Raw genomic sequence first — 25,452 nt, 5'->3', positions numbered from 1 at the left:
GAGGCAGTCCCTCGTGAGTCTTGTGAGTCTTGTGAGTCTGGTGCGATTTGTGAGTCGTGTGAGCTTGGGCCGCACCCGACATTCCTGCCAAATGTGGGCACGCGTGAACCTCTCCGCCCGTAAAGGCACCGGAGTCTGCCCGCCACACGCCCGACACGCGGCACACTCGTCCGGTGCGCTGCGATCCGCCGCAGACGGGAAACCAATCTAAGGCGAAGTATCAAGTGCTTTATAAACGTTAGTGTATAAAATAATAGACGTTAGGGAGGAGAGTCAATGGTTGAGAAGCGATTAACCCCCATCCCCGTCCGGCGTGCCCTCCGTGAACTTGGCACAGACATTCAGACGTGGCGGAAACTTCTCGGGTTGACTGCTGCGCAGGTCGCGGACCGCGCGGGCATGAGCCGGGCAACCCTCCACAAGCTGGAATCAGGGCAGGGAGGCGTCAGCCTCGAGACCGCGCTGCGTGTCTTCCGGGCACTTGGAATCATGGACACGGTCGTTGAGAGCGCCGACCCTTATCGCAGCGACATCGGCCGGCTTCGCTCCGAGGAAGTTCTCCCGCAGCGTGTGCGTCAGAGCCGGCCGAAGAAACAGGCCGATGTCTGACGCGGAAGTCTGGGTGCAAATAGACGGTGTCGACGTGCGTGCCGGCACGGTCTACGCGCATCGTCGACGCAACTCCGAGAGCGCCACGTTCACCTACGACTTCGAATATCTGGCCAGACCAGACGCGTACTCGGTCGATCCGGGACTACCCCTCTCATCCGGGTCCTTTAACACTGCGGACGGGCGTCGCCTTTTCGGGGCGTTCACGGACTGCGCTCCCGACCGCTGGGGACGCAAACTCATCGAAAGATCCGAACATCATCGTGCCGCACGAGGCGGTGGAGCTGCACGCAGTTTCGGCGAACTTGATTACACGCTCGGTGTTCGCGACGACCTTCGTCAGGGCGCCTTCCGGTTCCGTCGTCCGGGGACCACTGATTGGCTGGGGCCGGCGGCTGCAAGCGTGCCGCACCTGGTCGGCCTGCCGAGACTTCTCCGCGCTGTTGAATCTGTTGAGAGCGACCATCCCGATGACGAATCGTTGCGGCTACTCCTGCGTGCGGGAAGCTCTATCGGTGGTGCCCGGCCCAAAGCTGCCGTTGTCAACGGCCGGGGTGCATTGCTCATTGCGAAGTTCCCCCGTGTTGCCTCCGACGAATGGGACGTCATGGCGTGGGAGCAGCTTGCTCTGACGCTGGCCAGCCGGGCAGGCATTCGAACGCCGCGCACTGAATTGATGAGTGTCGCAGGCCGGAACGTGCTGCTGCTCAACAGGTTCGACAGAGTTGGGGATCGTCGCATCGGATATGTGAGCGCTATGACGATGCTCGAAGCAGTTGACGGCGAGCACCGCAGCTACTTGGAAATCGCCGAGGTCATTGAGCAGTCATCCTCATCTGCGACGCGTGACCTTCGCGAGCTGTGGCGCCGGATCGCGTTCTCAATCCTGATCTCTAACACCGACGACCATCTCAGAAACCACGGGTTCCTCCGGTCGGACACCACACGCAGCTGGGATTTGTCTCCCGCGTTCGACCTCAACCCCAACCCGGCAGCGGGACCCAAGGAGTTGTCCACGTCCATCGACTACGACACCTTTTTCGCGGACACCGCCGCCCTCCTAGACGTGGCTCGGTACTTCCGTGTGAAAGACGCCGTCGCACTGCTATTAGAAGTCAAGGCCGCTGTTTCCGGGTGGGTCGTGGAAGCCCGCCGACTCAACATCCCGGAAAGCGAAATTGACCTCATGGCTGGCGCGTTCGTCGCCGGATGAGCCCAGAAGGCTGGACGGACCGAGTGTTCAAGTACCCGACGCCGGTAGCGGGGGTTTCGCGATCTGATTCATCTGCTCACGCTGGCGCTGAAGAGCCGGAGCGAGCACGGTATCCGCGATTTCCGAGACCAGGCGTGGAACTAATCGGATAAGCCGTTCGAGGGGCATTGTTGCGCGGAGGCTAACCGCGCGCAACAGAGACTCGGTCGATGGAGCTCTCCCTCGCTCCGTATCGGCTAGGGGTTCTGCGAGGATTGAATCCCATTAGATGCTGACCGGATTCGCCCGGCCGACCATTGGCGTCGTGCAGATCGTCGGGAACAACGTTATTGGTGGATGGCACAGCCCGCGCCCGCAGTAGTTTCTGCCCGACGTGCCCGACTTCTAGGGCTGAATGTCGGCCAAGGAATTTATTGCGGGGACTCGGGCGACTCGTCGCGATCGACCGGCGCATCCTGGGCGGTCTCGTCGGAACGTTACCCGGCAGCGGACCCGACGCGACTTTCCCAAATTGCCTCAGTAAAACCTTCGTGCAGGGCCTTGGCCAGTGGCAGGAGAGTTCGGCAGCGCGCCACCGATCGCGGTGAGCACGACGTCGTTGACCGTGGCTTTCTGGGCGTGACCGGCGTTGCGGATCCCGTCCAGCGCCACCGTGACCGTAGCGAGGCCTCGTCGCGGGCCGGTCGGCCGGTTAAGCGACGTTGGCCTCAGGCGCGTCCACCGCACCGACCGCAATTCCCGGGCCGCGTCCTGGAGGCGGCGCAGCAGAGCGGGGAGAGCTCGCAGTGAACCTAGCCGGCGGGTCCAGGCGTCGATGGCGAGCTGGCGAATGGATGCTTGCGGCCGCGGGAAATCGGATTCATGCGTCTTCGGGCCCACGGCCCTGGGCGTCCCGGTAGCGTCCGACTGGTCTACGAGCCCGCCCAGCACGACCAGGCCGGCCACTCCGTCGGCGAGCACGTGGTGAAAGACGACGATCAACGCGGCTTGGTGCCGCGCTACTCCGGTGACAAGTGTGGCTGCCCAGAGCGCACGGGTGCGCGGCAGCGGAGCGACGAGCAGCACTGCGGCTAGATCGAGTACCACCTGCTCGCCCCCGGGGGCCGGGCAGCCGGGGCGAACAATCTGCTTTCCCGCAGGCACGCCTGGTGGCCCTGGCTGAGTGCGGAACGCATGCCATTCTGGACGCGGTGATTGGCCCGTGCGCGACGTTGGAAATTGAACTCTCCCGAGAGCTCGCAGGGCGCTTCGAACCGGGCATGTTGGTCCTCGCCGACCGCGGCTTCTCCGGCTTCCGGTTGTGGGCTCAAGCGGCAGCGACGGGCGCTGACCTGCTCTGGTGGGTCAAGACGAACCTCCGCCCTCGGCATCAGGAGACCCTCGCTGACGGGTCCTGGCTGGCGACGATCATCCCGACCTCGGGCCGGGGCGGCAATCGACACCACCATTGACCGTGCGGGTCGTGGACTACACGATCGACGACGGACGCGACAACCCTGACGCCGACCGGCTGCTGACCACGATCCTTGATCCGGCCGAGGCCTCCGCGATAGAACTCGCGACCGTGTACTACCCCTCCACGAGCCAAAATCACCACTCAAACGCTTAACTGAACGGTACTGAGGCTAAACGGAGGAGGAACCGGCGAGGGAGAGAATTCAATTTTGAGTCGTCCTCAGTCGTGGCTGGCAGGCTCTGTTTCGGGGCCCGCCGAGTGCCGGGCAAGCACGTAGAGCAGGTCGGAGAGCCGGTTGAGGTAGTGCCGCGCGTCGTCGCTGACCGGATGCCCGACCACACCGGCCCGCACCGTGTGCCGCTCGGCCCGCCGCACCACCGTTCTGGCCAGATCGATGGCGGCCTCGGTGGGCGTCGACCCGGGGATGAGGAAAACCGGCCGCAGCGGCCGGGCGGTCACCAGCCCGTCGATGATTCCCTCCAGCTCAGTGACCATGTCCGGAACGACCAGCGATATGCGCGGGACGAGGCGATCGCGGTGAGCTGGGTTCACGACCAGATCAGCTGCGACGACGAACAAATCGCGCTGCACGCGGAACAGGATCGCGGCATGCTCGGGCTCGGCGCATCCCGCTCGCGCCAGACCGAGGGCAGACACCGCTTCGTCGATGTCGCCGACCGCGTCCATGAGTTCATCACCCTTGGAGACCCTGCCGCCATGAAGCATCCCGGTGCTGCCGGCGTCGCCGGTTCTGGTGTAGATTCTTGCCATTTCGTGGCCTCCCGTTGATCGCCGGACTAGGTTGACGAAGCTGGGCCGGTACCGGACAAATCCATCGTTTCATGCATTCGCGTGCCGGTGCGACTGTCTGCCGTCGGTGCGCGGGTGCCCGGCCACCGTCAGGATGCTGCACACCGCACGGAACACCACCCCTCTATCGACGTGGTTGCGCCGCGGGGCTCAGATTTTCCCCTTCAGCAGCGCAACGTTTTTTGGTGGGGATCTGATGCGGGCCGTCGTCCTGGCCGACGGCGCGGCACTGATCGGCCGGCCTGTGCGTGCAGCCCTGCTCCGCACAGCCAGGCGGGCTTTTTTCTGCAGCACTGCCCGTCGAGGACACGCCCGAGCCGAAGCAGAAAAACACAATCACTACATGTAGTGGTTCACTGAGGAGTTGACGCCCACTGGTAGTAATTCGGCATTCGGGTGTCGAGAGTGGGGAGCGAACGTGAGTAGCAGGAATCAGAACGCCGAAGCCGGGTCTGACGGAAGCGATCAGGGTGCGCATAGTGCCGGACTGGCCATCGAGCGCCACTTCAGCACGCCCGGGGTCCACCCGTACGACGAGGTGGTCTGGGAGCTTCGCGATGTCGTGCAGACGAACTGGAAGAATGGCGAAACCGTCTTCGAGCAGAAGGGTGTCGAGTTCCCGGACACCTGGTCGGCGAACGCCTCCACCATTGTGAGCACCAAGTACTTTCGCGGGGCCATCGGGTCGCCCGAGCGGGAGTCCAGCCTCAAGCAGCTGCTCGACCGGGTGGTCACGCGGTATGTGGTTGCCGGGTCGGCGAACGGGTACTTCGCCGGGGACGGCGACGCGGAGGTCTTCGGTGCGGAACTGACCTGGCTGCTCCTGCATCAGGTCTTCTCGTTCAACTCCCCGGTGTGGTTCAACGTCGGGACGCCATCGCCGCAGCAGGTCAGCGCCTGCTTCATCCTCTCGGTCGAGGACACAATGGAGTCCATTCTCGGCTGGTACCGCGATGAGGGGATGATCTTCAAGGGCGGTTCTGGGGCGGGGGTGAACCTGTCCCAACTGCGTTCCTCCAAGGAACTGCTCTCCTCCGGCGGAACGGCCAGTGGGCCCGTCTCGTTCATGCGCGGCGCCGATGCCAGCGCGGGCACGATCAAGTCCGGCGGGGCGACCCGGCGTGCTGCCAAAATGGTGGTGCTCGACGTGGACCACCCGGACATCGTGGAATTCATCGAGGCCAAGTCGAGGGAGGAAGGCAAAATCCGTGCTCTGCGGGATGCCGGCTACGACATGGACCTCGGCGGTGCGGACATGGCGAGCGTGCAGTACCAGAACGCCAACAACACCGTTCGGGTCAGTGACGAGTTCATGCGAGCCGTGGAAAACGGCACCAGCTTCTCCCTCACCTCCCGGCAGGACGGAAGCGAGATCGAGTCAGTGCACGGACCGGGCCTGTTCCGTCAACTCGCCCAAGCGGCGTGGGACTGCGCCGACCCGGGAATCCAGTACGACGACACCATCAACGACTGGCATACCAATCCCGAATCGGGTCGGATCACGGCGTCGAATCCCTGCTCGGAGTACATGTCGCTCGACAACTCGTCCTGCAACCTGGCCTCGCTCAATCTGCTCAAGTTTCTGCGCGCCGACGCCGTCCCGGGGGAGGACGTGTTCGACACGGATGCCTTCGTTCGGGCGGTCGAGCTGATCACCACGGCGATGGACATCTCGATCTGCTTCGCCGACTTCCCGACGCCGGCCATCGGTGAGACGACCCGCGCGTTCCGCCAGCTGGGCATCGGCTACGCCAACCTCGGTGCTCTCCTGATGGCCGCCGGTCACGCCTACGATTCCGAGTCGGGCAGGGCCGTGGCCGCCGGGATCACTTCCCTGATGACCGGAACCGCCTACCGGCGTTCGGCCGAACTGGCCGGGGTGGTTGGCCCGTACGAGGGCTTCGCGCGCAATGCGGAGGCCCACACGAGAGTCATGCGCAAGCACGAGGCAGCCGACATCGCCCTGCAGACCTCGGGTGGCATGAGCGGCGAGATCCATGATCGGGCGTCGGCGGCCTGGCAGCAGGCCCTGATGTTGGGGGAGGTGTCCGGCTGGCGAAACGCGCAAGCCAGTGTTCTCGCTCCCACCGGCACGATCGGCTTCATGATGGACTGTGACACCACGGGAATCGAACCGGATTTCTCACTGGTGAAGTTCAAGAAGCTGGTGGGTGGCGGCTCCATGCAGATCGTCAACCAGACCGTGCCCCGAGCGCTGCGCGGCCTGGGGTACCCGCAGGAGGCCGCCGAAGCGATCGTCGAACACATCGCCCTGCACGGACAGGTCATCGGTGCCCCCGGGCTCGAACCGGAACACTACGCGATCTTCGACTGCGCCATGGGAAAGAGGGCCATCGCGCCGATGGGCCACGTGCGCATGATGGCCGCGGTTCAGCCGTTCCTCTCCGGAGCCATCTCCAAAACCGTCAACCTCCCGCAGAGCGCAACGGTCGACGAAGTGGAGGAGGTCTACTTCCAGGGCTGGAAGCTCGGGCTCAAGGCGGTGGCCATTTACCGCGACAACTGCAAGGTCGGTCAGCCCCTATCGGACGGCAAGGCCGCCCCGGCGTCCGTGCCGGTCGTGCAGCCCGCGTCGCCGATCCGGCGGCGACTTCCGAAGTCCCGCACGTCGATCACCACGTCCTTCGCCGTCGCCGGCGCCGAGGGGCATCTCACGGCGGGGTTGTACCCCAACGACGAACTCGGCGAGATCTTCCTCCGGCTGGGCAAACAGGGTTCTACTCTGTCCGGGGTCATGGACGCATTCTCCATCGCGGTCTCGATCGGCCTACAGTACGGGGTGCCGCTGCCGACCTACGTCGAGAAGTTCACCAATCTGCGCTTCGAACCGGCGGGGATGACCGATGACCCGGACATCCGGATGGCGCAGTCGATGATGGACTACATTTTCCGCCGCCTGGCCCTGGACCACCTGCCGTTCGCCACGCGCTCGTCGATGGGGATCTTCACGACCGCCGAGCGCGTTTCCCAGCTCGATGCGGGTGGCTCTGAAGCAACGGAAACGGCGCCACCGAGCCAGGTGCTGCCTCCGGCCCAGCCGCCTGCAGGGGCGACTCGAGCGGTGCATTCCTCGGCGGAACTACTCGAGGCTCAGCAGGGTCTCAGCTTGGATTCGCCGCTGTGCATGTCGTGCGGCACCGCCATGCGTCCGGCCGGTTCGTGCTACGTCTGCGAAAGCTGTGGCAGCACGAGCGGCTGCAGCTGAGGCCCATCGCTGCCTGACGGCGGTGGGCTGTCGGCGCCGATCTTCGACATCGTGCTCAAGGGCCTCACCATTCGCGGTTCGATCGGGGGCACCCGCCGTGACCTTGTCGAAGCCCTGATTTCCACAACCGTGGAGTGTTCCACCCGGCTGTCGCCACTGGCCGCCTCGAGGAGCTGACCGACGTCCTCGATGAGATGCGCCAGGGCAGGATCGACGACCGGGTCGTCATCACGGACTCGGCGCACCCGCTGCCGATGCGGCGCCGGACAGGGGGCTCGCCGTCGTCAACTGGATGACGGCCAGCGCGGACCGAGCGTGGACCGCGGCCTCGGCGGCGGTCACCGGTTCGAGCAGCCCGAGCAGCCGCCGCCGGTAGTCTTCGCCCAGCAGCAGTGCGTAGAGCTGCTCGGCATGGGCAGCGGCCGCCTGGCCGTGCTCGGCCCGAATGTGGTCTGCGAGGCGCGCGATGTGGCGCATGTCGCCGTTGTCGTGCAGCCGTCGGGCGAGTTCGGGAAAACGCAGCGACTCGGCGATCACGAGGCGGTGTAGTCCGATCATCTGGGCCGAGTGCAACCCGTACACGATACGCGCGGCGAGTGATTCCAGCGTCTCCGTGCGGAGAGGCTCGCCACTGACGTTCGCGGCCAGGCGTCGCTGCATCTCGGTGAAGACGCCATCCTTGTCACCGAAGTAGGTGTAGATCGTGCGCTTGGTGACGCGGGCCGCGGCGGCAATCCGGTCCACCGTCGCCTTGCCGAAGCCATATTCGAGGAAGACCGGCAACGCGGCGTCGAGGATCTGGCCTCGACGCTCGACGCGCCCCGCCTCCGTGGGTCGGCCGCGCTTGCGAACCGGGCTCGCTGGGGTCGCTGAGTCCATGTCCGGCCCTTCGGATCTTCAAAAAAACGTTAAACGCAAACGTACTCTCGGATGTAGAATGAAACTAATTCGTATCATTAAAATTCGATGCGACTCTTCGATCTCCGACCTCACGAAGGCCGAGCAGGGAGTTCTTTCATGACCACTCGAGCGCGTACATCCGTGGCGACTCAGTCCCGACCAACCACCTCCCCGGATCGGCCGACCCCGGGCGCAAAACCCGATGTCTCCCCGGCCGACCGGGAACTCTTGACCGGGTTCTACCGCCAGATGATGCTCATCCGCCGGTTCGAAGAGCGAGCCGCACGGGCCTACACGCAAGCGCTGATCGGCGGCTACTGCCACCTGAATCTCGGCGAGGAGGCTGCGGTCGTCGGGCTCATGTCCGCGCTGCGCCCGAGCGACTACCTCTTCACCAACTACCGCGAGCATGGCTACGCGATCACCCGCGGCATCCACCCCAACCGGGTGATGGCCGAACTGTACGGCCGATCCGACGGGGTGTCCAAGGGGTGGGGCGGCTCGATGCACATGTTCGACTTCGAGAAGCGGATGCTGGGCGGCTACGGCATCGTCGGCGGCCAGATCCCGCTGGCGACGGGGGCCGCCCTGGCCATCGACTACCGCGCCGGCGACGAGATCGTGCTGTGCACGATGGGCGATGGCACCACGAACATCGGAGCATTCCACGAGTCTTTGAACATCGCGTCTCTCTGGAACCTACCGATCGTCTACGTCATCATCAACAACAGGCTGGGAATGGCCACGACGGTCGACAAGGCTTCGGCTGAGCCGGACCTCTACAAGCGCGCATCCGCGTACCGGATGGCGTCGGAACGCGTCGATGGGCTCGATCCCGTCGCCGTGTTCGAGGCCGCCCAGCGTGCCGTTGCTCAGGCTCGCAGCGGTAAGCCCTTCCTTCTCGAGGTCGTGACGGAACGACTGCGTGGGCACTCCGTCGTCGACCCGGCCAAGTACCGCTCCGACGAGGAGATGTCCCTGGTCAAGGAACGAGACCCGGTGCACACCTTCGCCGCCAAGCTGGTCGCGGACGGTCTGCTTGACGAGCAGGAACTGGCGAAGATCGACGAGGAAGTAACCCTTCAGGCAACCGAGGCGGCGGCGTTCGCCGAGAACAGCCCGTTCCCGGATGTGTCGACCCTGTTCGACTACACCTACGCCACAGCCGTGGCCAATGACTCCCATCGGTTGCCCGGGCAGCCTCTGTTCGAGCCGGCACCGATCCCCGACTACGGAGTCAACCAATGAGCATCATGACCTATCGCCAGGCACTGCACGACACGCTGCGTTCCGAGATGCTGCGTGACGAGAATGTGTTCCTGATGGGTGAGGAGATCGGTCTCTTCGAAGGCGCGTACAAGATCACCGCGGGCATGCTCGACGAGTTCGGCGAGAAGCGCGTGCGGGACACCTCGATCGCCGAAGAGGGTTTCACCGGTGCCGCCATCGGCGCCGCGATGCTCGGGCTCCGCCCCGTGGTCGAGATCATGACCATCAACTTCTCCCTGCTCGCGCTCGACCAGATCGTGAACCACGCCGCCAAGATCTACGGCATGTTCGGTGGACAGGCCCGAGTGCCTCTCGTCATCCGCACGCCGGGTGGCGGCGGACAGCAGCTGGGTGCGACCCACTCGCAGAACATCGAGCTCTTCTACGCCTTCGTCCCCGGGATGAAGGTCGTCGCACCCAGCACGCCGGCCGACGCCAAGGCGCTTCTGATCGCGGCGATCCGGGACGATGACCCCGTGCTGTTCCTGGAAAACCTGTCGCTCTACAACATCAAGGGCGAGGTGCCTGACGGCGACGTGTCGGCCGAAATCGGCAAGGCTGCCGTCACCCGCAAGGGAAGCGACATCACTCTGATCGGCTATTCACGGATGGCCCACGTCGCGTCGCAGGTCGCGGCGCAGCTCGCGGAATCGGACGGCCTCGACATCGAGGTCATCGACCTGCGCAGTCTGCGTCCATTGGACCGCGAAACGGTTGTGGAGTCCGTCAAGAAGACGCATGCCGCCGTCATCCTCGAGGATGACTGGCTGACCTATGGAATCGGCGCTGAGATCGCGGCCACGATTTCCGATGGCGCCTTCGACTACCTGGACGCGCCCGTTCGACGCGTCGCGATGGCAGAGGTGCCGCTCCCGTACTCAAAACCTTTGGAGACGGCCGCGTTGCCGTCGGCGGAGGACGTCATCGGCGCCATCCGTCAGACCCTCGACGCCGTCGGTCGCCGCCGCTACCCGATGGGTGAAAAATCATGATCGAAATCACAATGCCCCGCCTCTCCGACACGATGGAGGAAGGCGCGATCGCGATCTGGCACAAGCAGCCCGGTGACCGGGTCGAGGTCGGGGACCTGCTCGTCGAGATCGAGACCGATAAGGCCACGATGGAGTACGAAGCCTACGAGGCCGGCACACTCTCGGAGCATCTCGTGGCAGAGGGGAAGCTGGTCTCCATCGGCGAGCCCATCGCACTGCTGGACGACGGCAAGCCGAGTGTCATGCCGGGGGCGACGCCGGCCGCCGCTGCCGACGCACCGGCGGCTACGCCGGCGGCCGAGGCCGCACCGGCAGTTCCTCCGACCGATGGCAATGCGGACGGGAACGCCGCCGGGCGCGGTGAGCGCCTCTTCGCGTCACCGCTGGTGCGCAAGCTCGCGCGGGAAAACCATCTCGACCTGAGCCAGGTGCGCGGCACGGGCCCCGGCGGCCGCATCATCCGCTCGGATACCGACGCACTGCTCGCCCAGGCGACCGCGCCCGGTGCCGACTCCGCCGTCCCCAACGCGACCGTGGTCGCTCCGAGCGCGGCAGCCGCCGCACCCTCACCGGACACCCTCGACAAGCGCGCGTCCGAGGCGATCCCGCTGAGCAACATGCGCCGCATCATCGCGCGGCGGCTGGGTGAGAGCGCCCGCACCATTCCGCACTTCTTCGTCACCGCCGCGGCCGACGCCGAGAACCTCGTGCAGTTGCGCACCGAGCTGAACGCGCAACTCGTTCAGGCCGGTCGGCCGAAGGTGAGCATCAACGACCTGCTGATTCGGGCGAGCGCGCTCGCCCTCCGCGAGCACCCCGAGGTCAACGCGTCCTACATCGACGACGCGAGCGTCGAGATGCTGGTGCACCACCGCGTCAACATCGGTGTGGCTGTCGCCTCGGGCAACGGCCTCGTGGTTCCCGTGATCGAGGACGCGGACCAGAAGACCGTCAGCCAGCTCGGTACGGAAGCCAAGCAGCTCGTCTCCCTGGCCAACGCCAAGAAGCTCACAGCCGGTCAGATGTCGGGCGGCACGTTCACCATCAGCAACCTCGGCATGTTCGGTGTGGAGCAGTTCACCGCGATCATCAACCCGCCCGAAGGGGCGATCCTGGCCGTCGGCGGCACCGCTTGCGAGGCTGTCGTGGTCGGGGACGAGATCGTTGCCCGGCACAGGATGCGCTACACCCTGTCGGCGGACCACCGGATCATCGACGGCGCTGTGGCCGCACAGTTCCTGCAAACGCTGACCCGACTGATCGAGAACCCGTGGACGATCATCGCCTGATCACCGGCACGGGGGACCGCTGCGCGCCTGTCGCGGCGGTCCTCGATCTGGCGTTCTAGCCCTTCTTGGCAACGGTCATCAGGACCGTGGAATCTACGACCGCCTCAAGGCTGTGCCGTGCGTCCGGAACGATCAGGAAATCACCGGCGCGCCCCTCCCAGACGTCGTCGCCGGCTCTTAGCCGCACGCGCCCGCTGAGGACATAGACCGTCGCCTCACCCGGATTCTCATGCTCGCTCAGGGAGATCCCGGCCAGCAGCGCGATGACGGTTTGACGCATCACCTTCTCGTGGCCGCCGAAGACCGTTCCGGCTGCGCGACCACTGGTGCCGGCTGCGGCTGCCTTCAGGTGTTCGCGGGCGAACGCCTCGATCGAAATTTTCTGCACGGGTCGGTTCTCACTTTCTCGGTTGGCCGGTGACTGCGGGCTCAACGGTCAGGTGCCGCGGGTCAGGGGATCCACGAAACAGTCCACCTGCCCGCAGCGGCTGGCGGACCATCGCGGTGAACATGACCAACCACACCACGAGAGCCACCCAGAGTGAGACGGTCCCGATCTGCCCGACCAGTGGAAGGTCATCGGCCTGGCCCAGGTAGATTCCGGCGACCGCGTACATCCCGACGGGAAATGCGATGCTCCACAGCGTCGCTTCGTAGCGCAGTGGCACTCGGTGTGTGACGTGACGCCAGAACCCCACCGCGATGAGCACGGGGATGAGCCAGGTGGCGAACGCCCAGAACATGACGGAGACGCCCGCAACGAGCCCCCGGGTCGCGGTCACCATCGGGGCGTCCGCCATTTCGACGATGCGGGCACCGGCCAGCACCGTGATCGCGCACGCGCCCATAGACACCCAGTAGGGCGGGTCCAACTGCTCAGGCCGGATGTCATAGAGCACCAGCCGTAAGGATACGAAAACACCCGCGGCACCGTAGAGGAAGATGCCCACCGACCAGGACAAGATCGCGAGGACTGCGAGCAGTGCCCTGGCATCGCCCGACACGGGCTCCAACGAGGCCGCCACGACGGCGACCGACTGGCTGGCGACGACCCAGATGAACCAGGTCCCGTTCGCGGCGTTGAGCACGGGGCGCACGCTGCGGCCCAGGACCGCGAACCACGGGAGAGCGTAGCCGAGCAACAGCCAGGTGATTCCGGACACGCCGAGGAGAACTGTCGCCAGGCCGAACCAGCCCTCGATGGCGAGACGGGCAGCCAGGACGTTGGTGCCGGCGACGAAAGTGAAGAACTGGAATCCGCGGTGGGGATCGTGCATGTCCGCAAGGAAGGCCGCGGAATAGGCGATGAGCCGCCACCCGGTAAGCGCCACGAGAATCAGGTAGGCCGCGGCACACACGACCATGAGGATGAAGCTGAGCGTCTGGACGCCGATCAGGTGCATCCCGACCGAGATGATCCCCGTGGCCATGACCAACGCGAAGTAGCCAGGCGGCATCCCTCGGACAGCGGCACCCACACGCACACCGCTGTTAGACGTCACCCTGACAGGCTAGCGCGCCGGCGCTCCGGCGCGCCGACAACCGCATGGTGCGGACGCTGTTACGCGCTGACGAGCATCCGTTCGATCACGGAGGTGAAGAAGGTGATCCCGTCGGTGCCGCTGCGCATGGCGTCGACGGTGTCGGGGCCGAAGCCCGGCTCGACCGCGTGCTCGGGGTGCGGCATCAGGCCGACGACGTTGCCGCGCATGTTGCTGATGCCGGCGATGTCGTTGAGCGAGCCGTTCGGGTTCATGCCGACGTAGCGCACGACCACGCGGCCCTCACCCTCGAGGCGCTCGAGCGTGTCGGCGGAGGCGATGAAGCCGCCCTCGCCGTTTTTGAGCGGGATGGTGATCTCCTGGCCGGCCGCGAAACCACCGGTCCAGTCGGTGAGGGCGCTCTCGACGCGCAATTTCTGGTCGCGGCAGATGAACGAGCCGTGGTCGTTGCGGATCAAGCCGCCCTCGAGCAGGTGCGCCTCGGTCAGCATCTGGAAGCCGTTGCAGACACCGAGCACGGGCATGCCGCTGTTGGCCGCGCTGATGACCTCCGCCATGATCGGAGAGAGGCTCGCGATGGCGCCGCAGCGCAGGTAGTCGCCGTAGCTGAAGCCGCCGGGCAGTACGAGCGCGTCCACGCCGTGCAGGTCGTGCTCGCCGTGCCAGAGGGCGACGGGCTCGGCGCCGGCCAGGCGGATCGCGCGCGCGGCGTCGCGATCGTCGAGCGAACCGGGGAACGTGACGACGCCGATGCGCATCAGTGCGTCTCTCCGGCGGGTGCCTCCAGCACGTGGATGCCGATGACATCCTCGATCACCGTGTTGGACAGTACGGTGTCGGCGAGTTCTTGCACCTCGGCGAGCACGGTGTCGTCGACGTGGCCGTCGATGGTGAGTTCAAACCGCTTGCCCAGGCGAACGCTGGTGAAACGGGTCTTGCCGAGGCGACCCAGGGCGCCGGCGACGGCCTTCCCCTGCGGGTCGAGCAGCTCGGCCTTGGGCATAACTTCTACGACGATTGTTGGCATAGCTAACTCCGGAGGCGTCGGGGGGTGGATTCCACGATCCTACAGGCCGACCCCCGGGCCGCCGAGCGCACCGGCCAGGCCGGTGCCCAGGCCGGTGCCGAGACCACCGTTGGCTCCGCCGGCAAGCCCGCTCTGCCCGAGCAGCACACCGCGCAGCACGTCCCGGATCGCCGCGACCCCCTCGAAGGTCTCGACGAAGCTTGTGCTCAGCGGGGACAGGCCGATGCGCAGTGCGTCGGGCATGCGGAAATCGGGGATCACATCGTGCTCCCACAGAATCTGCGTCACCTGCCGCATGGCGGGGTGGTTCACGGTCACGTGACCGCCGCGGTGCGTGGGCTCTCGCGGCGACGACACAGTCACGCCCATCGGGGCAAGCCAGACATCCACGAGGGTCAGCGCGAACTCGGTCAGCGCCACCGACTTGGCGCGCACCTGGTCGATGCCCGCCTCCTCGATCATCGCGAGCGAATCCTGCATGGCCAGCATCCCCACGATCGGCGGGGTTCCGCTCATGAAACGACGGATGCCGTCGGCCGGCACATACCCCGGGCCCATCGTGAAGACATCCTTCGTTCCCATCCAGCCCTGAATCGGCTGGGTGAGAACGTCTTGCAGGTCGCTGCGCACATAGGCGAACGCGGGGGCGCCGGGGCCGCCGTTCAGGTATTTGTAGGAGCAGCCGACGGCCAGGTCCACGTCGCACAGGTCGAGTTCGACCACCACGGAGCCGACTGAGTGGCTGAGGTCCCAGAGCACGAGGCTGCCCGCGGCGTGCACCACCGCGGTGATCTCGCGCATATCGGCAAGGAAACCGGAGCGGTAGGCCACGTGGCTGAGCAGCACGAGCGCTGTCTGCGGGCCCACGGCCTGCCGCACCTGCTCCACTGTGACGCCGCTCGCGGGGTCGGAGTGGATCCAGTGCAGCGTCATGCCACGTTCGGCCGCGATGCCCTCGAGCAGGTAGCGGTCGGTGGGGAAGTTGTCGGTGTCCAGCACGATCTCGGTGCGCGTCGGTTCCGCGTCGACGCGAAGGTAGTCGACGGCCGCCCGCGCCAACTTGTAGAGCAGCACGGTGGTCGAGTCGCCGACGAAGACCTGGCCGGGCGCGGCACCGAGGGCGGCGCGGCCGATGTCGTCGCCGATTTTCAGCGGAAGGTCCAGCCAGGCCTCGTCCCAGCCGCGGATCAGGCGGGTGCCCCAGTCGTGGGTGAGGAACTCGGTGATGCGGGCCACGCTGGCCCGGGTGGGCCGGCCGAGGGAGTTGCCGTCGAGGTAGGCGACGAGGCTCGGGGTGTGCCCGGTCGCGCCGGTCGCGCTGTCGGGTTCGATGCCGACGAACTGCCGCCGGTAGTGTCCGAGCCCGTCGATGCGGTCCATCCGGCGGGCGAAGGCGAGCTGGGCATCCTGGCTGCCGTTGCCGGCGGGGCTGGTGTCGGTGTGGGGGGTCATCTGGATTCCTCGAGGTCGAACGGATGATGGGCAGCCATCTCTCGCAGCGATGCGCGCTTCCCGGGGACTCGCCGACACCGTGCCGCGCTGGAAGTATCCCACCCACGCGGGTGACCGCGCGACTACGGAAAGCGCGGACGGCCGTGCGGCGGTGGATGCGGTCGGGGGTGCGCTCAGGAATCCGGCGGGTCGAGGGTGCTGAGGTCGCCGAGGTCGCCGAGGTCGGCCGGGCTGATCGCCCGGGCGGTGCCGAGCCAGGCGCTGAACGCGGCCGGGTCGGCCGGGCGCTTGCCACGCAGCACCGTGACCAGGCGCTCGGTGCCTGTTGGGCCGCGCAGCACGGTCCGGAAGCCGCCGAGGTTTCCCATGGTCAGGCTCCGCAGCACGTCGTCGCCGCTCAGGCCGGCGCCGAGCAGCGCGTTGATCTCCCGCCGGTTCAGCCCGAGCGGCAGCGGGCCGTTGCCGAGGTCGGTGCCGTAGAGCACCTGTCCGCCGGCCCGGTGGAAGCGGCGCAGATTGTCGACCGCGCGATCGAAGTCGTCGGTCGGCTCGCCCCAGCCGTGGATGTCGAGGGTGCTGATCCATGCCATTCGCCTGGCCATGGCCGCAATCACCTCGTCGCCCAGCCGCTCGCTGAACGGCGTGTGCGCCAGGGCGTCCACCCCGGCCTCGAACGCGCGGAGCGCCTGGCCGGCCCCCTCGGCGTGGGCGAGAACGGGGGCCCCGCGATCGTGGGCGTGCCCGACTATGGCCGCGAGAACCGCGCGCGGCAGCACTGGCCCGGCGTCGCCGTTCAGCGTGACCTTGATCACGGATGCCCCGAGCGCCAGCTGGTCGTCGACGGCGGCCGCGGCATCCGTCGCCTGGGCCACGAAGCGCACGCTGCCTGCCGGGGCCCAGGACCGTTCGCTCGGGTAGCCGCCCGGCGCGGCGAGAAACTGCCCCGCGAACACGGTCTCGGGAAGGACCGCGCTCGCGGGACGCCCAGCTCGCTGGGGCTCTCCCGCGCCCAGCTCCACCCGCCGAGGTCGAGCACCCGGGTCGGACTCGACCGGAAGCGTCGACCTCGGCGGCGTCCACCCGCCGAGGTCGAGCACGCGGGCGATGCCGGCCGCGGTGAGCGGGGCCGGGTCGATCAGCGCGAGGTGAACATGCGCATCGAGGAAGCCCGGGAGCACGGTCCTGCCGACCGTCCTGCCGACCGTCCTGCCCGGCACCGATCCGCCCGGCACCGATCCGCCTGGCACCGATCCGCCTGGCCGGCCGCCGGTCATCCGTGCCTCATGTGCCGAGTTCGGTGCGCACGGCGAACAACTCGGGGAAGAAGGTCAGCTCGAGCGCCTTCTGCAGGAAGGCGGCCCCGCTCGACCCACCGGTACCGGTCTTCATGCCGATGATGCGCTGCACGGTCTTGAGGTGACGGAACCGCCAGAGCTGGAAGTTGTCCTCCAGGTCGACGAGTTCCTCGCAGGCCTCGTAGGCACCCCAGTGCTCGCCCGCGTTCTCGTAGATCCCGCGAAAGGTGGCCACGAGTTCCGGATGCAGCACCCACGCCTCCGTGACGTCGCGCTCCAGCACGGATGCCGGGATAGCGAACCCCTGCCGGTGCAGGTAGCGCAGAAACTCGTCATAGATGCTGGGGGCCGCAAGCATCTCGGAGAGGAGCGCGTGAGCATCCGGATCGCTCTCGAACACGCTCAGCATGCGCCGGTTCTTGTTGCCGAGCGCGAACTCGACGGCCCGGTACTGATACGACTGGAACCCGGACGAGTTGCCCAGGAAATGCCGGAACTCGGCGTATTCGCTGGGCGTGAGCGTGGCCAGCACCGACCACTGCTCGGTCAGGGTGCGCTGGATGTGCTTGACCCGGGCGATGCATTTGAGGGCCGGGGCGATCTGGTCCTGGCGCAGGAACGCGGTCGCGGCGCGCAGCTCGTGCAGCACGAGCTTCAGCCAGAGCTCGGTGGTCTGGTGCTGGATGATGAACAGAAGCTCGTCGTGATGCTCGGGTGAGCTGACCGGCTTCTGCGCACCGAGCAGGGTGTCCAGATCGAGGTAGGAGCCGTAACTCATCCGCTCCCGGAAATCCGTCACGATCTCGGGATCGAACTCGCGGGTGTTGTGCTCGACCGACATGGTGCTCCGTTTCGTTCGGGTGCTGACTGCATTGTGCGGGACAGCCCCGGCCCGGCGCAACTGGCTGACACCTGCCAGGGGGAGGCGTGGAGGTGAGCCTCCGCGATGCCAAGGTTCGGGACCTAGACTCAGGGTCATGACTTCGCCCGAATCGACCCCGCAGGATGGGGCGCAGCCTCGACGGCGTGACGCCCGGCAGAACCGTGAGCGTCTCCTCATTGAGGCGCGGGCACTGATCGCGGTGCACGGCGTTGACGCTTCGCTGGAGGAGATCGCTCGCCGCGCCGACGTGGGCGTAGCCACGCTGTACCGCAATTTTTCCACCCGGGACGACCTGGTCAGGGCCCTGCACGACATCTCCCTCGCCGAGCTGGCCTCGGTGCGCGACGAGATCGCGGCTGCCCCCACCGCGTGGGACGGCATCGTCGTCTACACCGAACGCGTCGCCGAGTGGCTCGTCGCCGACCCGTCGCTGCCGCCCATCCTCAAGCGCATGGAGACGGTCGACCCGGCGCGCGGCAAGGCGGCCTCGTTCAAAGCGGTGCTGTCGGCCCTCGTCACGCAGGCCAAACGCGACGGCGACCTCCGAACGGATGTCGATGCGGTCGACCTCGCGGTCCTCGTCACCATGGTGGGCTCGCTCGGCACCCTCGGCGGCGGTTACACCGGCCAGTGGCGGCGCCAGCTGTCGATCGTGCTCGACGGGCTGCGGGCCGTCGACCGGGGCCGGCCCAAGCTGCCGGGACGTCCGCTGGGAGCCAAGGAATACCAGGCGGCCGTGCACGGCCTGAGCCGCCGTGCCACCCGGGCGGCCTCCCGCGGCACGGGTGCGGCGCCGGGAGCCGGTGCGGCGCCGGGAGCCGGCGCATAGGACATCTGCGTTCGGCGTCGGCGGGGTGCGCCGCGCTGACGCCGTGCGCTGACGCCGTGCGGGCTACTTCGTGCGCACCACGATCTGGTTGCCCCACGGGTCGTCGAAGCCGAGGGCCTGCCCGTCGTGACGGGTCTGCACGCCGAAGTGGGACATCCGTTCGTTGAGGGCGCCGATGTCGTCGGAGCCCGGCAGGATGATATCGACCTCGCCGAGCCCGAGGGCCAGTCGGCGCTTGCCGGCGCCGGCGCTGTTCCAGGTGTTCATGGCCATGTGGTGGTGGTAGCCGCCGGCCGAGACGAACAGGGCCTGGCCGCCGAGGGTCGCCGTCGCCTCGAAGCCGAGGCGGTCCACGTAGAACTCGCGGGCCGTGCCCACGTCGCCGACGGAAAGGTGCACGTGCCCGACGATGGCGTTGCCGACCGACGGATGCGCCTGACCGTCCCGGGTCAGGTGCTCGCCGATGAAGGTGTTCGGGTCGAGGTATAGGGTGGCCATCTCGACCTGGCCGTGGGTCCAGCTCCACTCGGTGCGGTCGCGGTCCCAGTACAGCTCGATGCCGTTGCCCTCCGGGTCGGTGAAGTAAAAGGCCTGGCTGACCAGGTGATCGGCACTGCCGGTGAACGATCCCGGATGCGTTGTGCCCACCGAGTAGACGGCCGCGGCGAGCTGCGCCTGCGTATCGAAGAGGATGGCGGTGTGGAACAGCCCGCTCGAGCGGGGCTCGGCGGCGGCCAGCTCCGGGGCGTGCTGCAGAACAACGATCGGTGTGGTTCCGCGCCCGAGCACGGCGACCGGCCCCTCGTGGCTCTGTAGCTCGAGGGTCACCGCGTCGCGGTAATACGTGATCATGGCGTCGAGGTCGCCCACCCGCAGGGTCACCGCGCCCATGCCGGTGGATGCGGGCAGCAGATCGTTCGCAAATCGATTCACACTGGCCCCAACGGATGATCCGGGCCCGGTATTCCGGCCGTGCGCCGCGTGGCGGGGGCTAACTCAGGAGATCCGGCGGCACGGTCGCGATCGGACGCCATCCGCCGCGGAAACAGTGGCCCCGGGGACGGCCTTGGTCGGGATCTCCTGAGTTAGCCCCAGATTGGAGTCGGGAGGTGGAGTCGGGAGTTGTAGGGGGATCGGGAGTCGGGAGCGGGTCGGAGCGCAGAACGCGACCCGGCAGTCAGGGCGCTCGCTACTGCTCGTCTTCGTGGAGCTGGATCAGGTTGCCGCAGGTGTCGTCGAAGATGACGGAGGTGCCGTAGGCATCCGTGCTGGGGGCGCCGGCGAACTGAACGCCCAGGGTGCGGAGTCGCTCGTACTCGGCCTGCACATCCGGTGTGCCGAACACGATGGCCGGCAGCCCGAGGCTGCGGATGCCCTGAGCGTACTTCTGGTAGACCTTGTTGTCGCTCGGCTCGAGGAGGAGGCCGACCCCGTCGGGGTCTTCCGGGGACTTCACGATGTACAGCTGGTGCTCCGGCATGGATATCAGCTTCTCGAATCCGAGCACGGACGTGTAGAAGTCGAACGCGGCGGACGGATCGTTCACGTGGACGCTGCACATCTTGATTCGCATGGCCGGAGCGTATCAGTTTGCGGCCCGTGGCCGCCGGGCCGTGACGCCTCGCGACGGCACGCCCGGCTGCGGGGAAACCCAGCGACGGTGCGGTGCCCGCGGAGAAACGCGGGCCACCGCGGCCTCGCCTACGCCGCGCCGGCCGCGGAAGCCGCGTGCGTCAGCCGCGCCAGCAGTTCCAGGTAACGGGCCGCGGTCTGCCCGATGATCTCCGCCGGAAGTGCCGGCGGTGTGCCGGTCAGGTCCCAGTTGGCCGCGAGCCAGTCGCGAACGATCTGCTTGTCGAAACTGGCCATCCGTTGTTCCGGGGTCGTGCCGGACTGCCAGAGCGAGGCGTCCCAATAGCGGCTCGAGTCGCTGGTGAGCACCTCGTCGGCGAGCGTGATGGCGCCCGTGAGGCGGTCGGCGCCGAACTCGAATTTCGTGTCGGCCAGGATGACCCCGGCTTTCTCGGCGATCGCCGAGGCGTGGCCGAAGATCTCCAGCGACAGGCGGCGCAGCTCGTCGGCAACGGAGGCCCCGACCAGCTCCACCGTGCGCTCGAACGAGATGTTCTCATCGTGCTCGCCCATCGGGGCCTTCCACGCCGGGGTGAAGATGGGTTCGGGCAGGCGGTCGCCGTTCTGCAAGCCGGCAGGCAGTTGGATGCCGCACACCGTCTGGGTGGACTGGTATTCCTTCCAGCCCGATCCGGTCAGGTACCCGCGCACGACGCATTCGATCGGGAACATGTCGAGGGTCTTGCAGAGCATGGCGCGCCCGGCAACGGCGGATGGGAGCAGGCTGGTCACAGCCCCGTTGACAGTGTGATCCGGCACGAGGTGGTTGGGGAAGCCCACGAGCTGGTCGAACCACCAGAGGCTGAGAGTGGTGAGCAGTTCGCCCTTGCCCGGGATGCCGGGCTCGAGAACGTGGTCGAACGCGCTGACGCGGTCGCTGGCGACCACGAGCACGCGTGCGGCGGTCGCGAGGTCGGCCGCGGCATCCGGAACATAGAGGTCGCGCACCTTGCCCGAGTAGGCGTGACGCCATCCCGGCAGGTCGGGCAGAGCGGATGCGGCGGGCTGGTCTAGTGCGGTCACGGCTATATTCTTGCGCACCGGCCGGTGCCCGCGCCAACGCGGTGCCGGTGTGGGCTCGTGCCGGGCTCGTGCCGCCCGCGGCGTGCCGCGCTTCCGCGCCGAGGATCCCAGGGGGAGGGGCTAACTCAGGAGATCTGCGCTGCCGGTGTCATCCGGCCTGGTGTTCTCGGGTGTTCTCAGCGCTCGCCGAATGGATCTCCTGAGTTGGCCACGGAAACGGCGGGCGGCGACAGCTCAGCCGGGCCAGTGAGACGAGGGTTCGGCGGGCTCGGCGGGCGACGCCGGCGACGCGGGCTCAGCGGGCGACACCGGCGACGCGGGCTCAGCGGGCGACAGCGGCGACGCGGGCCGCGATGTCGGTGCGGAACTGGCAACCCTCAAGCGTGATCAGGGTGAGCGCCTCGTAGGCGCGGGCGCGGGCATCCGCAAAGCCGTCGCCGACCGCGACGACGCTGAGCACGCGTCCGCCGGTGGACACGAGGGTGTCGTCGACGACGGCCGTCGCCGCATGCGCAATACTGACGCCGGGCACAGCGGATGCCGCGGCCAGGCCGGTGAGAGCGCGTCCGGTGACCGGCGCATCCGGATAGTTCTCGCTCGCGAGCACGACCGTGACGCAGGCGTCAGCCGAGAATACCGGGCGGGCCAGGCCGCCGAGGCCGCCGGTGGAGGCCGCGAGCAGCAGACCCGACAGTGGCGTGACCAGGCGCGGTAGAACCACCTGGGTCTCCGGGTCGCCGAATCGGGCGTTGAATTCGATCACCCGGATGCCCTCGGTCGTGAGAATGAGGCCGCAGTAGAGCAGACCGATGAAGGGGGTGTCCTCGGCGGCGAGCTTGCGCACCGTGGGCAACGCGATCGTTTCGATGACCTCGTCTATGAAAGCCTGTTCACTGCCGAATTCGGCGTCGAGCCAGGGCAGCGGCGAATAGGCGCCCATGCCGCCGGTGTTCGGGCCTAGGTCACCGTCACCGAGGCGTTTGTAGTCCTGGGCGGGGGAGAGCGGCAGCACGCTGTGGCCGTCGCTGAGCAGGAAGAGGGAGACCTCCTGCCCGTCCAGGAATTCTTCGATCAGCACGCTGCCGTGCTGAAGCCAGTAGATGGCGTGGTTGATCGCGGCCGTACGGTCCACGGTGACGAGCACGCCCTTGCCGGCGGCGAGGCCGTCGGCCTTCACCACGTAGGGCGCCCCGAACTCGTCGAGTGCGGACGTGGCTTCGGCGAGCGACCCGGCGCGTTCGGCGCGTCCGGTGGGCACGCCCGCGGCGTCCATGATGCGTTTGGCGAAGGTTTTGCTGCCTTCGAGGGCGGCTGCGGCCCGGTCCGGACCGAATACCGGGATGCCCCGGGTGCGCAGCGCATCGGCGACCCCGGCGACGAGCGGCGCCTCCGGCCCCACCACGACGAGCTCGATGCCGTTGAGATTCGCGTAGTTCGTGACCTGCTCGGGGTCGGCCGGGTCGAGCGGAATCACCGGCACATCCCGGGCGATGCCGGCATTGCCTGGCGCCGCCACGATGTCGTGGCGCGGCTCCTCGCGGAGCAGCGCGGTGATGATGGCGTGCTCGCGGGCACCGGAACCGAGGACCAGAATCTTCACCCCGTCAGATTAGCGGATGCCGCGTAGCCCCGCGCGGGCGGCGGACAGCGGGCATTGGCGCAAGAGCGCTGCGCCCATGCTGCGCTGATACGCGCATGGTGTGCCAGGCGCGCAGCGGCGCAGCATGCGCGCGAGGTGGGCTGGCGGCGCAAGGAGCGGGCGGCCGGCACGGACCGCAGACAGGAGGCAGACTGGTGGCGTGGCACGAGCGAGGATTGACGACGGCGTGGGGCGCGCGGCGGTGCGCGAATACGCGGCGCAGCAGGGTGAGGCGAGCCGGGACATCCGTGCCCTGGCGGTTCGGTACACGCTGCAGCTGCTCGCCGAGAAGGCCACCGGCAACACACTCGAGGTTCGCGTGCCGCCGTTCGGGGCCGTGCAGTGCATCGCCGGTCCGCGCCACACCCGCGGCACACCGCCGAACGTCATTGAGACGGATGCCCCCACCTGGCTCGCCCTCGCCACCGGAACGCTCTCGTGGGCTGATGGCATCGCATCCGGTCGCATCGCCGCCTCCGGCCAGCGCGCCGACCTGGTCGGGCACCTACCGCTTCTCTGACGCCTCCCACCTCCGTCTCGGACGCGACCCTCCTTTTTCTCCCTCGTGAGTTTTCCCCGTCGTTGTGGTTCGGTGGCAGCATCATCCGATCACAACATTTAGCGACTAAACTAATTCTCATGACAGTGATTGCTTTGTTCGGTGCGACCGGTAAGACCGGTCATCGCGTGCTGACGCGCGCTCTTGCCGCGGGATGCGAGGTGCGGGCTCTGGTGCGTGATCCGGCCAAGCTCGTCACCACGTCGCCGGCTCTGACGGTCATTCGCGGTGACGTGTTGGACGCGGATGCCGTGGATCAGGCGGTGGCGGGGTCAAACGCCGTGCTCAGCCTGTTCGGGCAGGTCAAGGGGTCGCCGCCGACCCTGCAGACCGAGGGCAACCAGCTCATCGTGGACGCGATGGGGCGGCACGAAGTAAAGCGGATCGTCACCCTGTCGGGCGGCGGGCTAACCGCTCCACTGGACCGGCCCGGGCCCGCAGACCGCGTCATCAGGTTCTTGCTGAAGACCCTGTCCGGGCATGTTCTCGCCGACGCGGAGCAGCACCTTCGGGTGCTCGAGGCGTCCGGGTTGGAGTGGACGGTCGTTCGTGGTCCGCGGTTGACCGAGAAGCCGGGTGCTGGAACTTACCGGGTGGGATGGGTGGGCGTTGACGCGAGCACCCAGATCAGTCGAGATGATCTCGCGGACTTCATCCTCACCCAGGTGGAGGATCGCACCTTCATCGGGCAGATGCCGTTTATCAGCGCATGACACAATCGGCGCGCCTGCTCACCTCGCACCGGTCCAGGCAGATGGGGGAGGTCCTGGCGGCGGTCGTTCGTCTGTCGCGGTCGATCGCGAGCCCGCGATCGACTCCGTTCGGCAGCACGGTCCTCACACGCACCCAGCTGGATGTCCTCTTCGTCCTCGCTCACGCGCAGGACTCTGTCACTCCGGGCCGGCTTGCCGCACTGTTGCACGTCACACCGGGGGCCATCACTCAACTCGTCGACCAATTGCGCGAGCATGACCTGGTCGAGCAGTTCGCATCCGACCAGGACGGACGGGTGCGGCTCCTCAGGCTCACCGGATTCGCGCGTTCCCAGGTCGAGGCGTTCGAAACTCTCGCGATAGAACGCTCCGCACCATGGTTCGACACGCTGACCGATGACTCACTGACCGAGCTCGCTGGACTGCTCGCACAGGTCAAGGGATCCTGAGAGGTGCGGTCATTGTGACAGGCGCGACCGGGGCGCTCGGCTCGGCCGTGGTGGAACGTCCACCGGCCGCCGCGGTGATCGCCGAACACTGAACCTCCGTGTCCGCGGAAGTCCACCGCGCCACCCTGACGCGCCGCCGCGGCTGCCGCACGACGAGGTCTATGTTCGCGCTCCCGCGTACCGCAATCCCATTCATCCGGGCAGGCTGGCATCCGCCGGGCAGAGCCAACACACAGCCGCAGGACCGATCTGGCGTGCGAGAATGAACGCGTGATCTCAGACCAACAGCCCGAGCAGGAGTCCGATTCCGGCACCGGTGAGAGTGCCGGCGAATCGATCGTCGACAAGTCCACCGTCACCGTGCGGCGCTCGCCCCGCTTCTTCAACTTCATGCTCCTCGGCGCCCTGATCGGTGCGATCGCGGCCCTGGTTCTCACGGTCGTGTTTCCCGAGAACGCCGAGTTCGGGGCTACCCAGGTCTTCGGATTCCTGTTGCTCGCGTTCCTCACGCTGGGCGTCGCCCTGGGTGCCGTCGTCGCCATCATCATCGACCGTGTCATCTCCCGCCGCGGGAAGACGGTTGTCGTCGATAGAATGGCAGCTGTCGGTCCGAGCGATTCCGAGTCTCCGGATGCCGTATCCGACTCGTCGAATTCTGATCGGGACTAGCCCAACCCGCCCTTCC

Annotated in this window: 27 protein-coding genes and 1 pseudogene; 14 read left to right on the top strand and 14 right to left on the bottom strand. The window is 67.1% G+C overall.

Features of this window, described 5'->3' with window-relative positions:
- Positions 1 to 276 precede the first annotated feature (276 nt).
- Together E3O54_RS14095 and E3O54_RS14090 are read left to right on the top strand one after the other, a co-directional pair.
- Complete coding sequence (locus tag E3O54_RS14095; RefSeq protein WP_104099439.1) at positions 277 to 609, top strand: helix-turn-helix domain-containing protein; 333 nt, start codon at positions 277 to 279, stop codon at positions 607 to 609.
- Positions 602 to 1,822, top strand: coding sequence for a type II toxin-antitoxin system HipA family toxin (locus E3O54_RS14090; protein WP_134401848.1), 1,221 nt, complete (start codon positions 602 to 604; stop codon positions 1,820 to 1,822). The genes E3O54_RS14095 and E3O54_RS14090 overlap by 8 nt, the downstream gene beginning before the upstream one ends.
- A 516-nt stretch (positions 1,823 to 2,338) precedes the next feature.
- On the opposite strand, the gene E3O54_RS14085 is transcribed toward E3O54_RS14090, so the two are convergent.
- Complete coding sequence (locus tag E3O54_RS14085) at positions 2,339 to 2,965, bottom strand: wax ester/triacylglycerol synthase domain-containing protein (RefSeq protein ID WP_255570356.1); 627 nt, start codon at positions 2,963 to 2,965, stop codon at positions 2,339 to 2,341.
- Between the two features lie 116 nt (positions 2,966 to 3,081).
- Here E3O54_RS14085 and E3O54_RS14080 point away from each other — a divergent pair, with 116 nt between their 5' ends.
- Together E3O54_RS14080 and E3O54_RS16445 are read left to right on the top strand one after the other, a co-directional pair.
- Positions 3,082 to 3,273, top strand: a complete 192-nt coding sequence (locus tag E3O54_RS14080; protein WP_134401846.1) for a hypothetical protein — start codon at positions 3,082 to 3,084, stop codon at positions 3,271 to 3,273.
- A complete protein-coding gene (locus E3O54_RS16445; RefSeq protein WP_166805260.1) occupies positions 3,270 to 3,431 on the top strand; it encodes a hypothetical protein in 162 nt (53 codons plus the stop codon). Before E3O54_RS14080 ends, E3O54_RS16445 begins: the two co-directional genes overlap by 4 nt.
- 66 nt (positions 3,432 to 3,497) lie before the next feature.
- Here the strand turns inward: E3O54_RS16445 and E3O54_RS14075 are convergent, their stop codons facing one another.
- Positions 3,498 to 4,049: a cob(I)yrinic acid a,c-diamide adenosyltransferase gene (locus tag E3O54_RS14075; protein WP_104099443.1), complete on the bottom strand. Its 552-nt coding sequence runs from the start codon at positions 4,047 to 4,049 to the stop codon at positions 3,498 to 3,500.
- Positions 4,050 to 4,506: 457 nt separating this feature from the next.
- On the opposite strand from E3O54_RS14075, the gene E3O54_RS14070 reads away from it, so the two are divergent.
- Together E3O54_RS14070 and E3O54_RS17040 are read left to right on the top strand one after the other, a co-directional pair.
- The gene (locus E3O54_RS14070; RefSeq protein WP_134401845.1) at positions 4,507 to 7,314 is read left to right on the top strand and encodes a vitamin B12-dependent ribonucleotide reductase; all 2,808 of its coding nucleotides are present in this window, start codon (positions 4,507 to 4,509) and stop codon (positions 7,312 to 7,314) included.
- Positions 7,315 to 7,335: 21 nt separating this feature from the next.
- Positions 7,336 to 7,610 (top strand): annotated as a pseudogene (locus E3O54_RS17040) (hypothetical protein); the annotation flags it as partial.
- Here E3O54_RS17040 and E3O54_RS14060 read toward each other — a convergent pair.
- Complete coding sequence (locus E3O54_RS14060; RefSeq protein WP_134341991.1) at positions 7,543 to 8,193, bottom strand: TetR/AcrR family transcriptional regulator; 651 nt, start codon at positions 8,191 to 8,193, stop codon at positions 7,543 to 7,545. The pseudogene E3O54_RS17040 and the gene E3O54_RS14060 sit on opposite strands and share 68 nt — an antisense overlap.
- A gap of 138 nt (positions 8,194 to 8,331) precedes the next feature.
- Between E3O54_RS14060 and pdhA the strand changes: the two genes are divergently transcribed.
- From pdhA to E3O54_RS14045, 3 genes are read left to right on the top strand one after another with little or no spacing between them, the layout of a single operon-like run.
- A complete protein-coding gene (gene pdhA / locus E3O54_RS14055) occupies positions 8,332 to 9,462 on the top strand; it encodes a pyruvate dehydrogenase (acetyl-transferring) E1 component subunit alpha (protein ID WP_134341990.1) in 1,131 nt (376 codons plus the stop codon).
- Positions 9,459 to 10,475 carry an alpha-ketoacid dehydrogenase subunit beta gene (locus E3O54_RS14050; protein WP_104099447.1) on the top strand — a complete coding sequence of 339 codons (1,017 nt, stop codon included), beginning with the start codon at positions 9,459 to 9,461 and terminating at the stop codon, positions 10,473 to 10,475. The genes pdhA and E3O54_RS14050 overlap by 4 nt, the downstream gene beginning before the upstream one ends.
- On the top strand, positions 10,472 to 11,764 hold the full coding sequence (locus E3O54_RS14045) for a dihydrolipoamide acetyltransferase family protein (protein ID WP_174720228.1): 1,293 nt from the start codon (positions 10,472 to 10,474) through the stop codon (positions 11,762 to 11,764). Before E3O54_RS14050 ends, E3O54_RS14045 begins: the two co-directional genes overlap by 4 nt.
- Before the next feature lie 55 nt (positions 11,765 to 11,819).
- Here the strand turns inward: E3O54_RS14045 and E3O54_RS14040 are convergent, their stop codons facing one another.
- From E3O54_RS14040 to kynA, 7 genes are all read right to left on the bottom strand, one after another.
- Complete coding sequence (locus tag E3O54_RS14040; protein WP_104194316.1) at positions 11,820 to 12,152, bottom strand: cupin domain-containing protein; 333 nt, start codon at positions 12,150 to 12,152, stop codon at positions 11,820 to 11,822.
- 10 nt (positions 12,153 to 12,162) lie between these two features.
- On the bottom strand, positions 12,163 to 13,266 hold the full coding sequence (locus tag E3O54_RS14035) for a tellurite resistance/C4-dicarboxylate transporter family protein (protein WP_104099450.1): 1,104 nt from the start codon (positions 13,264 to 13,266) through the stop codon (positions 12,163 to 12,165).
- Positions 13,267 to 13,325: 59 nt separating this feature from the next.
- The gene (gene purQ / locus E3O54_RS14030) at positions 13,326 to 14,024 is read right to left on the bottom strand and encodes a phosphoribosylformylglycinamidine synthase subunit PurQ (RefSeq protein ID WP_104099451.1); all 699 of its coding nucleotides are present in this window, start codon (positions 14,022 to 14,024) and stop codon (positions 13,326 to 13,328) included.
- Entirely contained in the window at positions 14,024 to 14,293 is a 270-nt protein-coding gene (gene purS, locus E3O54_RS14025) for a phosphoribosylformylglycinamidine synthase subunit PurS (protein WP_134401844.1), read from the bottom strand. Before purS ends, purQ begins: the two co-directional genes overlap by 1 nt.
- Positions 14,294 to 14,332: 39 nt before the next feature.
- Positions 14,333 to 15,745 (bottom strand): kynureninase, encoded by a 1,413-nt coding sequence (locus E3O54_RS14020; RefSeq protein WP_134401843.1) that lies wholly within the window; start codon positions 15,743 to 15,745, stop codon positions 14,333 to 14,335.
- A 173-nt stretch (positions 15,746 to 15,918) separates the two neighbouring features.
- Positions 15,919 to 16,923: an amidohydrolase gene (locus E3O54_RS14015; protein WP_104099454.1), complete on the bottom strand. Its 1,005-nt coding sequence runs from the start codon at positions 16,921 to 16,923 to the stop codon at positions 15,919 to 15,921.
- Between the two features lie 103 nt (positions 16,924 to 17,026).
- Entirely contained in the window at positions 17,027 to 17,881 is an 855-nt protein-coding gene (gene kynA, locus E3O54_RS14010; RefSeq protein WP_104169576.1) for a tryptophan 2,3-dioxygenase, read from the bottom strand.
- A 136-nt stretch (positions 17,882 to 18,017) separates the two neighbouring features.
- Between kynA and E3O54_RS14005 the strand changes: the two genes are divergently transcribed.
- On the top strand, positions 18,018 to 18,752 hold the full coding sequence (locus E3O54_RS14005) for a TetR/AcrR family transcriptional regulator (RefSeq protein ID WP_166785416.1): 735 nt from the start codon (positions 18,018 to 18,020) through the stop codon (positions 18,750 to 18,752).
- Between the two features lie 63 nt (positions 18,753 to 18,815).
- Here E3O54_RS14005 and E3O54_RS14000 read toward each other — a convergent pair whose 3' ends face one another.
- The 4 genes from E3O54_RS14000 to purD all read right to left on the bottom strand — a co-directional run bounded on the left by E3O54_RS14000 (position 18,816) and on the right by purD (position 23,007).
- Positions 18,816 to 19,643, bottom strand: a complete 828-nt coding sequence (locus E3O54_RS14000) for a VOC family protein (protein ID WP_134342006.1) — start codon at positions 19,641 to 19,643, stop codon at positions 18,816 to 18,818.
- Positions 19,644 to 19,941: 298 nt separating this feature from the next.
- Positions 19,942 to 20,325, bottom strand: coding sequence for a VOC family protein (locus E3O54_RS13995; RefSeq protein ID WP_134401841.1), 384 nt, complete (start codon positions 20,323 to 20,325; stop codon positions 19,942 to 19,944).
- Between the two features lie 128 nt (positions 20,326 to 20,453).
- Positions 20,454 to 21,374, bottom strand: a complete 921-nt coding sequence (locus tag E3O54_RS13990) for a phosphoribosylaminoimidazolesuccinocarboxamide synthase (protein WP_134342005.1) — start codon at positions 21,372 to 21,374, stop codon at positions 20,454 to 20,456.
- A 355-nt stretch (positions 21,375 to 21,729) separates the two neighbouring features.
- On the bottom strand, positions 21,730 to 23,007 hold the full coding sequence (gene purD / locus E3O54_RS13980; RefSeq protein WP_134341986.1) for a phosphoribosylamine--glycine ligase: 1,278 nt from the start codon (positions 23,005 to 23,007) through the stop codon (positions 21,730 to 21,732).
- Between the two features lie 199 nt (positions 23,008 to 23,206).
- Between purD and E3O54_RS13975 the strand changes: the two genes are divergently transcribed.
- The 4 genes from E3O54_RS13975 to E3O54_RS16525 all read left to right on the top strand — a co-directional run bounded on the left by E3O54_RS13975 (position 23,207) and on the right by E3O54_RS16525 (position 25,436).
- Entirely contained in the window at positions 23,207 to 23,566 is a 360-nt protein-coding gene (locus E3O54_RS13975) for a sterol carrier family protein (protein WP_104099459.1), read from the top strand.
- Positions 23,567 to 23,685: 119 nt separating this feature from the next.
- Complete coding sequence (locus tag E3O54_RS13970) at positions 23,686 to 24,318, top strand: NAD(P)-dependent oxidoreductase (protein WP_104099460.1); 633 nt, start codon at positions 23,686 to 23,688, stop codon at positions 24,316 to 24,318.
- The gene (locus E3O54_RS13965) at positions 24,315 to 24,767 is read left to right on the top strand and encodes a MarR family winged helix-turn-helix transcriptional regulator (protein ID WP_134341984.1); all 453 of its coding nucleotides are present in this window, start codon (positions 24,315 to 24,317) and stop codon (positions 24,765 to 24,767) included. Before E3O54_RS13970 ends, E3O54_RS13965 begins: the two co-directional genes overlap by 4 nt.
- Positions 24,768 to 25,037: 270 nt before the next feature.
- The gene (locus E3O54_RS16525) at positions 25,038 to 25,436 is read left to right on the top strand and encodes a hypothetical protein (RefSeq protein ID WP_174720227.1); all 399 of its coding nucleotides are present in this window, start codon (positions 25,038 to 25,040) and stop codon (positions 25,434 to 25,436) included.
- Positions 25,437 to 25,452: the final 16 nt, after the last annotated feature.

It is taken from the genome of Cryobacterium sp. TMT2-4 (assembly GCF_004402575.1).
Taxonomy (GTDB): domain Bacteria; phylum Actinomycetota; class Actinomycetes; order Actinomycetales; family Microbacteriaceae; genus Cryobacterium; species Cryobacterium sandaracinum.
The sequence above is the reverse complement of the archived record's forward strand: the minus strand, read 5'-3'. Positions and strand labels throughout refer to the sequence as shown.

Excerpts from the sequence above, each read along its gene's own strand:
- E3O54_RS14095 (WP_104099439.1), top strand. The coding sequence starts at position 277 with ATGGTTGAGAAGCGATTAACCCCCATCCCCGTCCGGCGTGCCCTCCGT.
- E3O54_RS14090 (WP_134401848.1), top strand. The coding sequence starts at position 602 with ATGTCTGACGCGGAAGTCTGGGTGCAAATAGACGGTGTCGACGTGCGT.
- E3O54_RS14080 (WP_134401846.1), top strand. The coding sequence starts at position 3,082 with ATGTTGGTCCTCGCCGACCGCGGCTTCTCCGGCTTCCGGTTGTGGGCT.
- E3O54_RS14075 (WP_104099443.1), bottom strand. The coding sequence starts at position 4,049 with ATGGCAAGAATCTACACCAGAACCGGCGACGCCGGCAGCACCGGGATG.
- E3O54_RS14060 (WP_134341991.1), bottom strand. The coding sequence starts at position 8,193 with ATGGACTCAGCGACCCCAGCGAGCCCGGTTCGCAAGCGCGGCCGACCC.
- pdhA (WP_134341990.1), top strand. The coding sequence starts at position 8,332 with ATGACCACTCGAGCGCGTACATCCGTGGCGACTCAGTCCCGACCAACC.
- E3O54_RS14050 (WP_104099447.1), top strand. The coding sequence starts at position 9,459 with ATGAGCATCATGACCTATCGCCAGGCACTGCACGACACGCTGCGTTCC.
- E3O54_RS14045 (WP_174720228.1), top strand. The coding sequence starts at position 10,472 with ATGATCGAAATCACAATGCCCCGCCTCTCCGACACGATGGAGGAAGGC.
- purQ (WP_104099451.1), bottom strand. The coding sequence starts at position 14,024 with ATGCGCATCGGCGTCGTCACGTTCCCCGGTTCGCTCGACGATCGCGAC.
- purS (WP_134401844.1), bottom strand. The coding sequence starts at position 14,293 with ATGCCAACAATCGTCGTAGAAGTTATGCCCAAGGCCGAGCTGCTCGAC.
- E3O54_RS14020 (WP_134401843.1), bottom strand. The coding sequence starts at position 15,745 with ATGACCCCCCACACCGACACCAGCCCCGCCGGCAACGGCAGCCAGGAT.
- kynA (WP_104169576.1), bottom strand. The coding sequence starts at position 17,881 with ATGTCGGTCGAGCACAACACCCGCGAGTTCGATCCCGAGATCGTGACG.
- E3O54_RS14005 (WP_166785416.1), top strand. The coding sequence starts at position 18,018 with ATGACTTCGCCCGAATCGACCCCGCAGGATGGGGCGCAGCCTCGACGG.
- E3O54_RS14000 (WP_134342006.1), bottom strand. The coding sequence starts at position 19,643 with ATGGGCGCGGTGACCCTGCGGGTGGGCGACCTCGACGCCATGATCACG.
- E3O54_RS13995 (WP_134401841.1), bottom strand. The coding sequence starts at position 20,325 with ATGCGAATCAAGATGTGCAGCGTCCACGTGAACGATCCGTCCGCCGCG.
- E3O54_RS13970 (WP_104099460.1), top strand. The coding sequence starts at position 23,686 with ATGACAGTGATTGCTTTGTTCGGTGCGACCGGTAAGACCGGTCATCGC.
- E3O54_RS13965 (WP_134341984.1), top strand. The coding sequence starts at position 24,315 with ATGACACAATCGGCGCGCCTGCTCACCTCGCACCGGTCCAGGCAGATG.